The sequence below is a fragment of the Nonomuraea sp. NPDC051941 genome, assembly GCF_044593615.1.
In genome coordinates this window covers 311,437-325,639 of the sequence record NZ_JBIUCF010000005.1, presented here as the reverse complement: position 1 = coordinate 325,639, position 14,203 = coordinate 311,437, and the positions used below count along the sequence as shown (strand labels likewise).

General features: G+C 72.8%; 10 protein-coding genes. 2 read left to right on the top strand and 8 right to left on the bottom strand.

Annotated features, from left to right (window positions below):
* Nucleotides 1–53: 53 nt before the first annotated feature.
* Nucleotides 54–854 carry an SHOCT domain-containing protein gene (locus ACIHFD_RS12515; protein ID WP_397366897.1) on the top strand — a complete coding sequence of 267 codons (801 nt, stop codon included), beginning with the start codon at nt 54–56 and terminating at the stop codon, nt 852–854.
* A 6-nt stretch (nt 855–860) separates the two neighbouring features.
* Here ACIHFD_RS12515 and ACIHFD_RS12510 read toward each other — a convergent pair whose 3' ends face one another.
* The 4 genes from ACIHFD_RS12510 to ACIHFD_RS12495 form a co-directional block, all read right to left on the bottom strand.
* Nucleotides 861–1,343: a hypothetical protein gene (locus tag ACIHFD_RS12510; RefSeq protein ID WP_397366896.1), complete on the bottom strand. Its 483-nt coding sequence runs from the start codon at nt 1,341–1,343 to the stop codon at nt 861–863.
* Between the two features lie 83 nt (nt 1,344–1,426).
* Nucleotides 1,427–1,858, bottom strand: coding sequence for a cupin domain-containing protein (locus tag ACIHFD_RS12505; protein ID WP_350727965.1), 432 nt, complete (start codon nt 1,856–1,858; stop codon nt 1,427–1,429).
* Nucleotides 1,859–1,909: 51 nt separating this feature from the next.
* Complete coding sequence (locus tag ACIHFD_RS12500) at nt 1,910–3,409, bottom strand: FAD-dependent monooxygenase (RefSeq protein ID WP_397366895.1); 1,500 nt, start codon at nt 3,407–3,409, stop codon at nt 1,910–1,912.
* Between the two features lie 148 nt (nt 3,410–3,557).
* Nucleotides 3,558–6,950 (bottom strand): phosphodiester glycosidase family protein, encoded by a 3,393-nt coding sequence (locus ACIHFD_RS12495; protein WP_397366894.1) that lies wholly within the window; start codon nt 6,948–6,950, stop codon nt 3,558–3,560.
* Nucleotides 6,951–7,056: 106 nt separating this feature from the next.
* On the opposite strand from ACIHFD_RS12495, the gene ACIHFD_RS12490 reads away from it, so the two are divergent.
* Nucleotides 7,057–8,247: a cytochrome P450 gene (locus ACIHFD_RS12490; protein ID WP_397366892.1), complete on the top strand. Its 1,191-nt coding sequence runs from the start codon at nt 7,057–7,059 to the stop codon at nt 8,245–8,247.
* Here the strand turns inward: ACIHFD_RS12490 and ACIHFD_RS12485 are convergent.
* The 4 genes from ACIHFD_RS12485 to ACIHFD_RS12470 all read right to left on the bottom strand — a co-directional run bounded on the left by ACIHFD_RS12485 (nt 8,167) and on the right by ACIHFD_RS12470 (nt 14,190).
* A complete protein-coding gene (locus ACIHFD_RS12485) occupies nt 8,167–10,338 on the bottom strand; it encodes a hypothetical protein (protein ID WP_397366891.1) in 2,172 nt (723 codons plus the stop codon). The two genes, ACIHFD_RS12490 and ACIHFD_RS12485, sit on opposite strands and share 81 nt — an antisense overlap.
* 46 nt (nt 10,339–10,384) lie before the next feature.
* Entirely contained in the window at nt 10,385–12,622 is a 2,238-nt protein-coding gene (locus tag ACIHFD_RS12480) for a hypothetical protein (protein ID WP_397366890.1), read from the bottom strand.
* A gap of 68 nt (nt 12,623–12,690) precedes the next feature.
* A complete protein-coding gene (locus ACIHFD_RS12475; RefSeq protein ID WP_350727894.1) occupies nt 12,691–13,413 on the bottom strand; it encodes a VIT1/CCC1 transporter family protein in 723 nt (240 codons plus the stop codon).
* 141 nt (nt 13,414–13,554) lie between these two features.
* Nucleotides 13,555–14,190: a hypothetical protein gene (locus ACIHFD_RS12470; RefSeq protein ID WP_397366889.1), complete on the bottom strand. Its 636-nt coding sequence runs from the start codon at nt 14,188–14,190 to the stop codon at nt 13,555–13,557.
* Nucleotides 14,191–14,203: the final 13 nt, after the last annotated feature.

Here is a 14,203-nt window from a genome sequence, read left to right as displayed (position 1 = left end):
ACCGCTCGTTACTCTGGCACCCGATCCACCGCCCCACTGACGGGAGCAGGCCGATGTTCGGGCGTTATCTGAGGTCACAACTGGTCGTCCTGCTCTGCGGAGGGCTGGTCGGCCCGATCTTCGTGATCGTCTACCTCGCGCTCGGCCCGGCCGAACGCGCGGAGATCCAGTGGATGTTCTACGTCGGCCTGGTGCTCACGGTGTCCGACGTGGTGGTCGCGGTGGCCCTGGCTCGCCGCGGCGCGAAGGCGGCCGCCAGGACCGCCGCCCTGGAGCGGAGCGGGGTGCTGACGCTCGCGCAGATCACCGGCATGTCGGAGACCGGCACCAGGATCAACGACCAGCCGCTGATCAGGCTCGGCCTGCGCATCGAGGGCCCGGGGTTCGCGTTCGACACCCAGGAGCGCGTGCTGGCCAGTGTGACGCGGACGGGCAACTTCAACGCGCGCAGGCTCGTCGTACTCGTCGATCCGGCCACGCAGGAGCACCAGATCGACTGGGAGCGCAGCGCTCTGGTGAACGGGCTGATGCCGGCGACGTTCAGCCTGGCCGAGGAGAACAGGACCTACGACCTGAGCGGCCAGGCCGGACCGCTCATGGAGATCCTGCAGCTCCTCAAGGCCAGCGGCATCCCGCTGAACGGCATGATGGACGTGCGTTCCAGACCGGAGCTGCGTCAGCAGATCCAGGCCGTGGTGCGCCGGGCCGCCGCCCAACCGGCGGCGGGTGCAGCCTCGCCGTCCGAGCGGTCCGCCGCCCAGCGCCTGGAGGAGCTGGAGGCGCTCCGCACGACGGGGGCGATCACGGACGACGAGTACGCCGCCAAACGCCGGCAGATCATCTCCGAGATCTGAGGGCGCCTACTTCGACAGGTAGAGGGTCTTCCAGGTGCCCGCGTACTGGCAGACGAGGGACGGCTTGGCGGACTTGGACTCCGAGCAGACCTTGAGCTCGACCTGGTAGACGTCCCGGTAGGAGAACGAGAAGCGCTTCGGGGTGCGGTACGAGCAGTCGCGCACCGCGTGCTGCCGGAACGGCAGGTTGCTCCCGGAGCGGTACGTGATGCGGAAGACCGCCCAGCCGCAGGTGGCGGCGGGCCGCGTGTGGTCGTACACCTTGCCCGAGACCCGGACGGCGTCGGCCGTCGGCAGGTCGGCGTGGTCCTCCCCCGTGGCCGTCAGCGTGCCCACGGCGTGGGCGGCGCGCCCCGGCGCGTAGTGCGGGCCCCACGCGGCCGAGTCCGCCGCGGTCGCGGCCTGTGCGGTGGGGGCGATGGTCGTGACAGCGGCGATGGTGGCGGTGGCGGCGATGGCCAGACCGGCGAGGGTACGGGGGATCGTCATCAGGGGCCGTCCTTTCGTGGCGAGATGACGACAATGTGCGATACGCCGATTTCAGCTGACTTGCCACGGAACGACGTACGCTTTCAAGAGCCTTGCGGGCTCTGCCCAGCGGTGGGGCGCGGGGCACGCAGGTGGGCCCGCTGCGCCAGCTCCGCCTCGTCGACGTACGTCAGCATCGGCTGACCGGGCGCGCACAGCATGAACACGACGAACTTGGTCGGCGCGTCCGGCAAGGCGTTGCCGTCCTGGTAGTGGATCACGTCGCCGCCCGGCTCCCAGAACGTCTCACCGGCCTCGACCACCCGCTCCGGCTCGCCTTCGAGCTCGAACCGTATCGCGCCCTCGATCACGTAGCCGAAGGCCGGCCCCGCGTGGCGGTGCGGAGCAAGGCCGGGGTGGCCGGGAGACCACTCGACGAGGATGGTCATCCCCGAAGCACCCTCGGGGATGAAGGGCGGCTTGATGTCCGCCAGCATCTTGAATCCGGGCTCCGCCGCCGAGTCCTTGTTCGACATGGTCACCACACCTCCATGGGCCTGTTACCCACATACGCGCAGGTCAGGCCATCAACCGGGCAGCCTCGTCCCGACCGGGCCGGTCACGGGCGACTCCGGCGGCAAGCCGCACCATTCCGCCAGGGCGGAACGCAGGCCGAGGACACGGGTGGCGGGATCCGCGGCGGCGCTCGCCCAGGCGATGTAACCGTCCGGACGGACCAGCATGGAGGGCAGGTGGGCGCTTCTCGGCATGGCGTGCCTGACCCGCGCCGGCGGAAGCACGGCGGGCTCGTCGGCGGGGGCCAAAAGCACGAAGCGCCCGTCGCGCAACGCCTCGTACAGCCGGCTCGCGTCGCCGGTCAGGAGGACGTCGGGGACCCGCCGGCCGACCAGCGGGTGCGCTCCCCGGGGCGCGGAGTAGGAGATCGCGAGGCCGGAGATGGCCTCCCGCAGCCGGCGGGCGGCCGGCGGGAACCGGTTCATGATGATCGGGAGCGTCGCCCGCAGGACCCTGTCACGGCGCGTACGGGCCAGGGCCGTGGTGAGCAGGCGGCCGCTGAGCCGTACGATCATGCCGCCCACCGGATGCCGTTCGGCGTGGTAGGTGTCGAGCAGGCCCTCCGGCGCCCAGCCCTGGACCGCCGCGGCGAGCTTCCAGCCGAGGTTGGCCGCGTCCTGCATGCCGGTGTTCATCCCCTGCCCGCCCGCGGGGGAATGCACGTGCGCGGCGTCGCCCGCCAGGAACACCCGGCCCACGCGGTAGCTGGGAACCTGCCGCTCGTCGCTGTGGAACCTGGTCAGCCAGCGCACGTCGTGCAGGCCGAGGTCGCCGCCCATGACGCTGCGGGTGATGTCGCTCACCTCCTGGAGCGTGACCGGCGCGCTGCTGGGAAGCTGCCGTCGCCGGTCCCAGGCGATGATCCGGAAGCGCCCGTCCCCGAAGGGGGCGATGAAGCAGAAGCCCTCGGCGCCGGTGTTGAGGCCCAGTTCCTGCGTCGGGGGCCGGCTGAGGCGCACGTCGGCCAGCATCACCGAGTCCACCGCGGAACGCCCGAGGAACGGAACGCCGAGCGCGTCCCGTACGACGCTGCGCACGCCGTCGGCGCCCACCACGAACTTCGCGCGCCGGCTGTGGATGGTGCCGTCGATGCGCATGCTCACGTCCACGCCGTCGGCGTCCTGGCGGAGACCGACGACCTCGACCCCGCGCATGACCTCCACGCCGAGCCTGGAGGCACGGTTCTCCAGCACGTGTTCGGTGTTGTACTGCGGGGTGCACAGCAGGAACGGGAACCGCGACCGCAACCGGGACAGGTCGATCTCCAGGTTGCCGAACATCGACATCGTCCCGAAGATCGCGCCCGTCTCGATCAGCTCGTCGGCCACGCCCCGGGCGTCGAGCTGTTCCAGCGTCCTGGCGTGCACGACGAACGCCCGCGACAGCTTCGACCCTCGAAGCTCCCGATCCACGATCATGCACGCGACGCCTCTCGCGGCGAGGTCGCCCGCGAGCAGCAGGCCCGTCGGGCCGGCTCCGACGATCATCACCTCGGTGTCAAAGAGCGCCATCAGCGTCCCCCGTCTCCTCTGAGCGCCTTGCGACGCGATCGCCCGGGAGGAGACGGCGACTCGCTGTTATGAATGCATTCCCTTCATGGTACGACCGGGCTGTTCAGGAGCCCGGGCGGGCCGCTCCGGCGGCCCGCCCGGAGGGAGGTCAGGCGGCGGCCTTGGCGGCCAGCGCCACGGTGGCCTGGCGGGTGACGCCGCTCACCGTGACGGCGACCGTCACCTGCCCCCGCCGCAGCGCCGTCAGCGTCCCCGTCGCGGGGTCGAAGTAGGCCACGTGCCACGGCTTGACGCCGTCACGGCCGCCGACGTACAGGTTGGGCGAGCCGGACCACGCCGCCGAGACCGGGTAGGCCGCGGGGACCGTACGGCTCCCCTGCTTGACCGCCGCCGTCACCGCGCCGGGCGCGCCGATCGCGACGGTGGCGGGGGCGGTGAGCACGAGGTCGTCCAGGTGCGGCCGGACCTGCGTGCCGATCCAGTCGGGCGCGTCGGCGAACCAGTTCCGCCGCACGTGCTCGGCCTCGGCCGACGACACCGGGTCGACGCCCCACAGCGACCACCCGGTGAACCCGCCGTCGTCGGCCGCGGTGGCCGGGTTCTTGCCGGAGTTGCCGTTGATGAAGTACGGCACCGCGTCCACGTGCGAGGCGTGGAACGTCCCCACGTGCGCCCCGATGTACGCGGCCCCCTTGCCGGTGGTGCGCTGGAAGTCCGCCAGCCAGCCCTCCACCAGCGCCGCCTCCTTGCGGTCGCCGAGCTGGCTGCCCTTGCCGGGCGTCGGGTCGCGCGGCGGCACGTGGAACAGCACCGCGACCGAGCCCACCGACGCGTCGCCGGCGGCCTTGTCCAGCTCGGACCGGAGCATGGCCACCTGGTCGTAGCCGCCGCCGCGCAGGTTCAGGCGCGAGGTGTCCAGGGTGACGAAGCGCGTGCCCTTGTGGTCGAAGGTGCTGTACGTGTCGCCGAAGACGGCCTTGAAGTTGTCGATCTTGCCGCCCATGACCTCGTGATTGCCGGGAATGTAGTGATATTCCAGGGTTCCGCCGAGCTCCTCGTCGAGGATCTTCTTCGCCAGCGCGAAGTCCTCGGGCGACGCCTCGTCCACCAGGTCACCGTTGATCAGCAGGAAGTCCGGCTTGGCCGCCTTGATCTCCCGCAGCGTGCGGCGCGCGTTCTTGACGATGTCGCTGTCCGGGTCCCGGGCCACGAACTGCGCGTCCGACATGACCGCGAACCGCCACGGCATCCGGCCCACGTCGGCCTTGACCACCGGATCGGCGACCTTCGGCGCGGCGGGCGCGGAGATCGACGGCGGCACCTTGGCCACCAGGCCGTCGATGAGGATCTCGTTGGTGTACTTCGCGTCCGCCTTGGTCTCGGCCACGTAGAAGCGCCGCAGCTTGAGCGGGTAGTTCACGCCCGGAGGCACGGCGAACTCGACGTACTTCCATCCGGTCCACGTCATGTACGGCCCGCGCAGGATCTGCGACTGGCCGAGCGCGTCGTAGAACTCCAGGCTGGGCCACTCGCCCTTGCCGGTGGAGTTGATCCAGAGCCCGAACGCCTGCGGCTGGCCGTCCACCACGATCTGCTGCGGCGGGCTGGCGTACGCGGCCCGGGTCGCGGTCGAGGTGGTGAAGTCGTACGAGAGCTTGAGCCCGCCCCCGCTCTGGCCGGGCGCGGCCGACAGCGAGCCGGTGGCGCGGGCGGCGGCGAACGTCCACTTCGCCGCGTCCTCGAAGTCGGCGACCGGCTTCTCCTCGAACCCGACGGTCACCGGCACCGCCGTGCCGATCTTGCCGACCTTGGCGGTGATCAGGCCGGATCCGACGGCCTTCTTGGCCTTGACGGTGAAGTAGCCGTGCTCGGCCGCGGTGACCTCGAACAGGCTCTTGTCGTAGTCGAGCGTGAGGTCGGAGGGCTCGACGGGCGCGGAGTTGCCGTTGCGGTCGTAGCCGACCACGCCGAACGTCGCCACGCCGTCCGCCCCCGCCAGTCCGAGCCGGTCGGCGGTGGCGCCGAGCCGCTGGAGCGGCTGCAGGACGGTCAGGTCGATGGTGCCCTTGGCGCCGCCGCGGGAGGCGGTGACGGTGGTCTGGCCGGGCACCAGGGCGTGGAACTTCCCGTCGCGGATCACGCCGTGCACGGCCGGGTTGGCCCGCCACGACGGCGTGCCGACGGCCGGGCCGTACGTCTCGTCGTATCCGGCGGCGGTCAGCCGCCGGGTGAGGCCGGGGAAGACGCGGTCGGGGCGGCCACCCGAGACCGGGCCGACGCCGGGCGCCTTGGCGGGGTCGCTCGCGGTCTCCAGCCAGAAGCCCTTGAGCTTGCCGCTGCCCTCGGGCGCGTAGAGCGCGAGGCCGTTGGGCACGTGGCGCTCGCCGCCGTCGGAGGGGCTGTTCTCCACCTGGACGTCGGCGGCGCCGGGCTCGCGGGCGAGCATGGTGGAGGAGCCGCCGCCGTCGAGGTTGAGGGCGTTGGCGGCGCCGAGGTCGACCATCATGGCGGCGAGCTCGTTGAGCGTGACGCCGCGGCTGTCGACCTGGCGGCCGTCCACGGTCAGCAGGTACATCTTCCTGCCGTCGGCCGAGAACCCGACGGCGGTGCGGGGGTGCGCGGCGGGGTCGGTGGAGTTCTGCACGACCCCGTCCTTGACCAGCACCCAGTTGCCGCCCACGGCCGCCTTGACCTGGCTGCCGTCCGACGACTTCGGCTGGTACTTCACGTCCACGCGGTCGCCGGCCTTCAGCGCGGACAGGGCGGTGGCCCCGGCGTCGCGGCCCAGCAGGATCGTGGTCCCGGCGGGGATGGGGCCGGTGCCGGCGGACGTGCGTACCTCGGAGACCACCCCGTCCACCAGGACGACCTCGGCGACGGACGTGGCGCCCTCGACGGCGCGGGCCCGGTTGAACGAGCCCCACAGCGGCGTGAACAGCCCGACGCCGCCGCTCTTCACGATCTGGTTGAACTGGGTGAGCGCGATGGGCGTGCCGTCGGCCGGGGTGGCGGTGCCCTCGAAGTACATCTTGAGCACGCGGCCGAGGCCGTCGCCGGTGATCGCGACCGCGTTCTCGTGGCCCGTGACGGGCGACTGCACCAGCGAGCCGTCCTGCACGCCGATGCCCTGGGCGGCGCCGGAGTTGTTGATGTCGAAGAAGTCGCCGTTGACGGCCGCGACGGCGTGCGCGCTCTTGGCGGGCCCGGACAGCGGCTCGGTCTTGGACACCTCGCCGGAGTACAGGTAGTCGGCCTTCGCGCCGCCGAGGTCGGCGGTGACCGCGTCCGCGCGCAGCCAGCCGAGCGCGTCGTAGGTGTCGAACGAGGTGAGCGAGATGCCCGGCGCCACCGGCCGGGTCCTCTTGGCCGTCTCCAGCCGCTGCCCGGCATCCTGGACGAGCAGCGTGGACGGCGGCGGGTAGGACGACGCCTTGAGCGCGTCCTCTACGGGGGGCGCGGGATCGGCCTGCGCCGGGGCCGTGGCCAGGGCGAGAGGGCCTAACGCCAGCACCGAAGCTGTGAGGATTCTGAGGGACTGCACGACCGAACTCAATCGCTCGTGGATATAACTTTCAAGACTTAAGAGTGAACTAAAAGAAAATTTCAGATCTTGTCGACCCTCCACCAGGGCTTGCAGGATGGTACGCGTGGATCGAGAGGCGCTCTACCGCGACCCGTATCCCGTCTACGCCCGGGCCCGCGCCGCGCCGGGGCTGACCTTCGTCGAGGAGCTGGACGCCTGGCTGGTGGCCCGGCACGCCGACGTGCGCGAGGTGCTGGGGCGCCCGGACGACTTCTCCTCCAAGGGCGCGCTGCGGCCCGACGTGATCCCGGGCCCGCGGGCGTTCGCGGAGCTGGCGGGCGCGCCCGGCGGCGCCCCGGTGGTGCTGAGCACGGACGGCGAGGCGCACGCGCGCTACCGCCGGCCGCTCACCCGCGGCCTGTCCCCGGCCAAGGTGGCGGCGGCGCTGCCGTTCGTCCGGGCGACGGCGGGCGACCTGGTCGCGTCGTTCGCCAAGGCGGGGCACGTGGAGTGGATGTCCGGGTACGCCAGACCGCTCCCGGCCGCCGTGATCTGCCACCTGCTCGGCCTCGACCCGGCCGACGTGCCCGCCGCGATCCGGGCCGGCAACCGGGCCGAGGACCTGCTGTTCACCCCGATGTCGGAGGACGACCAGGTCGCCGCGGCCCGCGAGGTGGCCGCGCTGCGGCACCTCTTCGCGGCGCACGCGACCAGGTCGAGGACCGCCGAGAGCCTGACCGGCGAGCTGTCGCGCGGCCTGGCCCCGGGTCCCGGCGAGCCGACGCCCGAGCAGCACGACGAGATCGTGGCCAACACCCAGAACGTCATGCTGGCCGGCCACCTGACCACGACCGCCCTGCTCGGCACCGTCGTGCACCACCTGCTGCGCGAGCGCGGCCAGTGGGAGCTGCTGTGCGAGCGGCCGGAGCTGGCGGGCGCGGCGATCGAGGAGGCGGCCCGGTACGAGGCGCCCGTGCAGGGCTTCCGCCGCACCGTCACCAGGCCGCTGGAGCTCGCGGGGACCGCGCTCGGCGAGGGCGAGACGGTGTTCGTGTCGTTCGGCTCGGCCGGGCGGGACGAGGCGGTGTTCGAGCGGCCGGACGAGTTCGACATCGCGCGGGAGCCGGTGCGGCACCTGTCGTTCGGGCACGGCGTGCACGGCTGCCCGGGCGCGCTGCTGGCCCGCGAGCAGCTCAAGGTCACCCTCGAGCTGCTCGTACGCGAGCTGCCCGGTCTACGTCTCGCCGGCGAGGACGTCGTCATGGCGGCCACGTTCATCCACCGGGCCCCCGAGGAGCTCCACCTCGGCTGGTGAGCCCGGCTCGCCCGCCGAAGCCGGCGAGTCCGGCTCCTCCGCCGAACGCACGCCCGCGTGCAGCACCAGCGGCACGGCCAGCGCGACCGCCATGGACAGCACGGCCGTGCCCGAGTCGTTGACCAGCATGCCCACCACGCCGCTGACCAGCGCCCCGACGAGCCCGGCCCGCAGCATCGGCGCCCGCGCGAACGCCTTCGGCACGATGCCGGCGCTGATCTGCCCGGGCCGCAGCACCGCGAAGATCAGGAACGCCAGGCCGGCCAGCACGATCGGCATGAGGTTCGGGGAGAGCATGGTGTTCAGCATGGCGCCCAGCTTGCGCCCGATCATGGGCAGGAACGTCCCGTCGATCACCTGCCCCACGAACCGCCCCAGGTGGGTCTGCGAGGCGGGCGGGCGCAGGTGGTCGAGCACCGCGATGATCGACACCGCCACCCCGCCCAGCACGCAGAACGCGGCCAGCTTCAGCACCGACACCCGCTTGCCCGCGACGAGCAGCGCGGTCACCGCGATGCCCGGCACGAACGCGATCACGCCGCCGAAGTCGCTGCCCACGCCGGGCCAGCCGGCCAGCAGCATCGCCACCACGCCGAGCCCCGTCACCCCGGCCACGGCCAGCCGCTTGCGGCCGACGCGGACGAAGTGCTCGGCGGCCACGGCGGTGACCATCAGCACGGCCGTGGCCAGCAGCGCGAACGGGATGTTCGCCAGCCCGTAGTAACGGCCGCCGACCACGGCGGTGTAGCCCATCAGGCTGTTGAACTGCAGCGTCGTCCCGGTCAGCAGGTCGCCCACGAGCACGGCGGCGGTGGTGGCCGCGACGGCCGCGGGCGGGCCCAGCGGGTGGCGCCGCCACGGGCCGCCCAGCGCGACGGCCGCGATGATCGCCGTGCTCGCCAGCACCCCGCCGATCAGCGTCGGCACGGGGTACGGGCTGCGCTCCCACGGCACCAGGTTGACCGCGTACGTGGAGACGGGGATGGAGGCGAGCACGATGGCGGCCACGCCGACCGCGCCCAGCCGCCTGCGCCTGGACAGCAGGAAGTAGGCCAGGGCGTAGAAGGCGACCTGGAGGATGGCGAAGCCGGTGAAGAAGTAGCCGGTCGTGCCGCGTACGGCGGTGCCCTTGAGGTCGGCCCTGCGCAGGTCGTCGATCGTGGTGCGCTCGCCGAGCTGCCACGGCAGCCCGATCACGGTGGAGGGCGCGGCGATGCCCAACGCGTTGAGCAGCGTGGGCGTGATGTCGGGCAGCACGACGATGTCCGCGCGCCGGGTGGAGTTGGCCCCCACCGACGGCCCGGCGACCTCGCCGCCCGGCGCGGCCGCCATGCCCGAGCGCTTCCACATCGCCACGCGCAGGTGCGGCACCGAGCCGTGGTCGCCGATCCCGGCCAGCACGATCTCGGTGTCCGGGGGCAGCTTGTCCAGCGCCGCGCCGACCTTGGCGTCGGCCTCGCGGACCAGGGCGCGCCGCCGCTCCGGCGCGAGCAGCTCGGGCTCCAGCGGCAGCTTGCCGTCCACGATGTACGGCTTCACCAGCACGTCGACGTCCACGGCCAGCATCCGGCAGCGCGACCAGTCGGCCAGCCCGGCGGGCTCGGCGGCGTACAGGTCGACCTTGCCCGTCCGGTCGGCGAGGGCCAGCGCCGCACCGGGCCCGACGGCGGCCGTGCACTGCCCGGCGGCGTGCACGGCGGTCCCGAGCGTGCCCGCGAAGGTCCCGTCGCGCAGCTGCAGCAACCCGGGGACCTCGGAGACCACGGCCCCGGACCCCTGCGCGACCGGCTCGGGCGACATCCCGCACCGGCGCCCGACCGCCGACCGCACGCCCGACGCCACGGTCAGCCACCCGTCGTACGCGCAGGTCACGGTGCCCACGGCCTTGACCGACAGGGACCCGATCCCGCTCTGCCCGGCCAGCCGCCACAGGCGGGGCGTGTCCGCCGGGTCGAGATCGTCCCACATCAGCCCCGGCACCCCGATGAAGGCCACCCGCCCTCCGGCGTCCTCCTGCCCTGCCGTCCGCACTGCCGCCTGGGCGGGCGGGGCGGCCCACCACAGGGCGGACGACACCAGGAGCAACAGCACCCACCTCACCGACCGACCCCCGCTCTTGTTGGAAACGCCCGAAACCCTACCGGGCCTGGGGCTCAGGCGAAGGGCTTCGCGACGATCCGACGATCAATCGGCTCAGCGCCTCGTCGTACTCCGGGTCGAGCCAGTAGTCGGAGTGCCAGCGGGCCTCCGGCAGGGGCTCGCCGGGGGCGGGCCGGTGCGGGTCCCAGCAGAAGACGTCCACGCCGTTCGGGGCGCCGGGGGCCAGGGGGTCGACGCGGCCGAAGACGGGCCCGCCGATGGGGTCGCTCAGCCGGTAGAGGTTGTACCAGGGGACGGCGTCGCGTACGGCCGACAGCCCGGCGGTGCCGAAGTAGGCGGGGAAGAAGGCGGCGTACAGGCGGCGCAGCGGCGAGCCGTGCGTGAGCATCCTGACCCGGGCCCGCGCCTCGGGGCCGAGCTGAAGCACCAGGGCGGCGGTGATGACGCTCCCCTGGCTGTGCCCGGACAGGACCACCTCGTCCCGCTCCTGCTTGGCCAGCCGCCCCACGCGGTCGATCAGCTCGGGGATGACGCGTTCGGTGTAGCACGGCGGGGCCAGCGGGTGGATGGCGCGGGGCCAGAAGGTGGAGATGTCCCAGAGGATCCCGATCGTCCGGCGCAGCCCGGAGTCGCTGTACGTGCGGCGGCCGAGGAAGACCAGGCCCACGATGACCGCCGCCATGGCCCAGCTGCCGAGGGTGGCGAGCAGCCCCACGATCCCGCCGTTCGGGGTGAACAGGTGGAATTGGTAGATCACGGTCACCGCGGCGAACCCGGCGACGCCGATGCCGGTCAGCACGGCCAGCACGAGCCCGGCGCGGTCGGTCAGGGCGGCGAGCGCCCACTTGCCGGCCACCGCGCCGCCGTCGCGCTCGCCGTAGAGGGGTGTCAGCTCGGGGGTCAGCCGGGTGGCGTCGGACCCGCGGATCGCGTACAGGGTGACGGCCAGGCCTGCGAAACCGACGGCCAGCAGCGGCACCAGCGCGGCCGTCCACCACACCGGGTCGTCGAGGAAGAGCTTCTTGCCGGCCGCCTCCGGGGAGGCGGAGGTGCCCGGGACGCCGAAGAACGTGGCGGTCCAGAACAGCAGGCCGAGCCCCAGCACGTTCGCGCTGCCCGCGGCCACCATCAGCACGAACCACGCGGCGATCCCGCCCATCGCCCGGGGCTCGCCGGAAGCGCGGTCCATCCAGGCCAGCACGCAGGTGGCGACCAGGATGAACGCCCCGATCCCGACCGTGAGCGCGAACTGGAACGTCCCCACCCCCACGCCGGGCAGCTGCCGTCCGGGCGCGCCCGGCGCCATCCCGGCCAGCGCCGCCCCGAGGGTGGCCAGGCACACCAGCGGCGCGAGCACGCGCAGCGCCCGGCACGCGAACGTGAGCCAGCCGGGGATCCGCTCGTCAGAGCCGGGGTCCAGCCGCCGGGCGATCCCCGGCAGCACGACCAGCACCACGGCGGCCAGTTCCACGGCCGCGTTCGCGACGGTCAGGGCCAGCCCCAGCGGGGTGCCCGCGAACGGCGCGGCCACGGCCACCCCGATCGAGGCGATCGCGAAGCAGACGTGCACGACCCGCAGCCGCCACACCGGCTCGTCGCCGTGCCACAGGCGCGGCCGGGCCAGCGGCAGTTCGGTGCCGCCGCCGTCGGGCGGCACGGCCGTGCGTTCGTCCCGCTGCCAGGTGCGCCGGGCGATCCACCACAGCAGCGCCACGACCAGCAGCGGGACGAGCGCGGTGACCGCCAGCCGCCGGGACGGCTCGTTGCCCCACAGCGCGCCGAGCCAGTGCACCCACACGGGCGCGGTGTCGTAGGTGCAGGCCCGCCCGGCCGCGGTGCACTGCCAGCCGACGAGGTCCACGCTGGCCCGCGTGACGGCCCCGACGAGGGTGCCGGTCAGCAGCAGGGCGAACAGCCGCTGCGCCGCCTCGGTCACGTGCCGCAGGCCCGTGCCGCGCGCGGGTCTGGGGAGCATGAAGTACGACAGGTTCGCCAGCGCGAACGGCAGCAGGAGCAGCCACAGGGCGATCGTCTTACCGCCGGAGGTGAGGCCGCCCCACGCGTACGCCTCGCGATGTCGGGAGTCCGGCACGTCCGCGTGCTCGCCGTCCGGCGGCCCGTCGGTCCACCAGCGCCGGTAGAACCCGGTGGTGCCGTCGCCCGCGACGATCCACGGGTGGGGATGGTTCAGCATGCCCTCGGGGGGTGTGCCGGAGACGCCGTGGACGCGCAGCTCGGTCACTCCCGAGCGGGTCTCGTCGAGGAATCCGTCCATGCCGACATGATCCGCCCAAGGAGCCGTCACGTACAGTCACGAGAATGTCACACGTTCCGGGCGGGGTCTCACGAGACGGTGACGCCCAGAAGATGCCCCAGCCCGAACGTCACGGCGGCGGCCCCCGCGCCCAGCGCGAGCTGGCGCAGCCCGCCCAGCCACCACGGCCGCGCGGTCATGCGCGCCACCGCCGCCCCGAACCCGAACAGCGCCAGCACGCTCACGATCATGGCGACCACCAGCCCGGACGCCCCGAACAGGAACGGCACCAGCGGCACCAGCGCCCCGGCCGCGAACGCTCCGAACGACGACGCGGCGGCCACGTACGGCGAGGGCAGGTCGTCGACGTCCACGCCCAGCTCCTCCCGCACGTGCACCCGCAGGGCCTGCTCGGGATCGGCCGACAGCCCCTCGGCCACCCTGCGCGCGAGGTCCGCGTCGAGCCCCTTCGCCCGGTACATCGCCGCCAGCTCCGCCTGCTCGCCCTCGGGATTGCGGGCCAGCTCCCGCCGCTCGACGGCGATCTCCGCCCGCATCAGCTCGGTCTGGGACTTCACCGAGGTGTACTCGCCGGCCGCCATGGAGCAGGCACCCGCGATCAGCCCCGCGACCCCGGCCACCACCGCACCGCGTCCGGCGCCGGCCGCGCCCACGACTCCGGCGATCAGCGCGAGGTTGGACACCAGCCCGTCCATCGCCCCGAAGACGGCGGGCCGCAACCACCCACCGGTGACGTCACGGTGACTGTGGTGCTTCTCCGGCGAATAAGGATGAGTCAGCTCAATAGTCACGAAAGTGCCTCCATTCCCAATATTTCACTTGGAAATGTAGACACAGGTCACCAAGATCCGCAACGAAGGAGAGGCTTCCCTGAGCTGCGAAGAAGCCCGATCACGGGCGGCGCCCGGCACCCGGGCGCCGCCGTGAACCGGTCAGGCGTGGGCCGGGGCCGGGGTGGTGCGCTCCGGGGTGTGGATGAGGGTCACGCAGTCGTCGATCGCCTCTTCCAGCAGGCGGCGCAGCAGCGCGTCCGGGTCGGCGATGCAGGCCTGGACGATGCCCACCACCGACAGCTGCACCGCGTTCGGCGCCGCGTACCGGCGGAAGCCCTTCTCCGTGATCCGGGCCGCGCGGCTGAAGCGCCGGGCCTGCTCGGCCGCGTGCGGCACCTCCTCCATGGCCCGGCGGCTCCGCTCGCTGAGCTGACCCGACGGGGCTCCTTCGAGCCTGGCGAGCATCTCCTCGGCCGCCAGCACCGACACCGCCAGCGCGAGCTGGCGCTCGGCCGCCGCCACCGGCAGGGCCGTCGTGGCGCAGCGCAGCGCGATGCGGGCGTCCAGCCTCAGGTCGTCGCTGGTCAGGCCGATGATGGTCGGGACGAGGTGGACGAGCTGGGCGCGGCTTTCGTCGCTGGTGTTGTCGTTGACCAGGCGGGCGAGTGCGGCCAGCAACGGGTGGGTGCAGGCCGGGTGGTCGCTCCACCGCTCTCCGGCCAGGTAGGAGGCCAGTTCCATGAAGCAGGCACCGCGTTTCGGGTTGCGATGTCTGCCGCGGGACAGGACCGGCATGTGATCAAGGTGA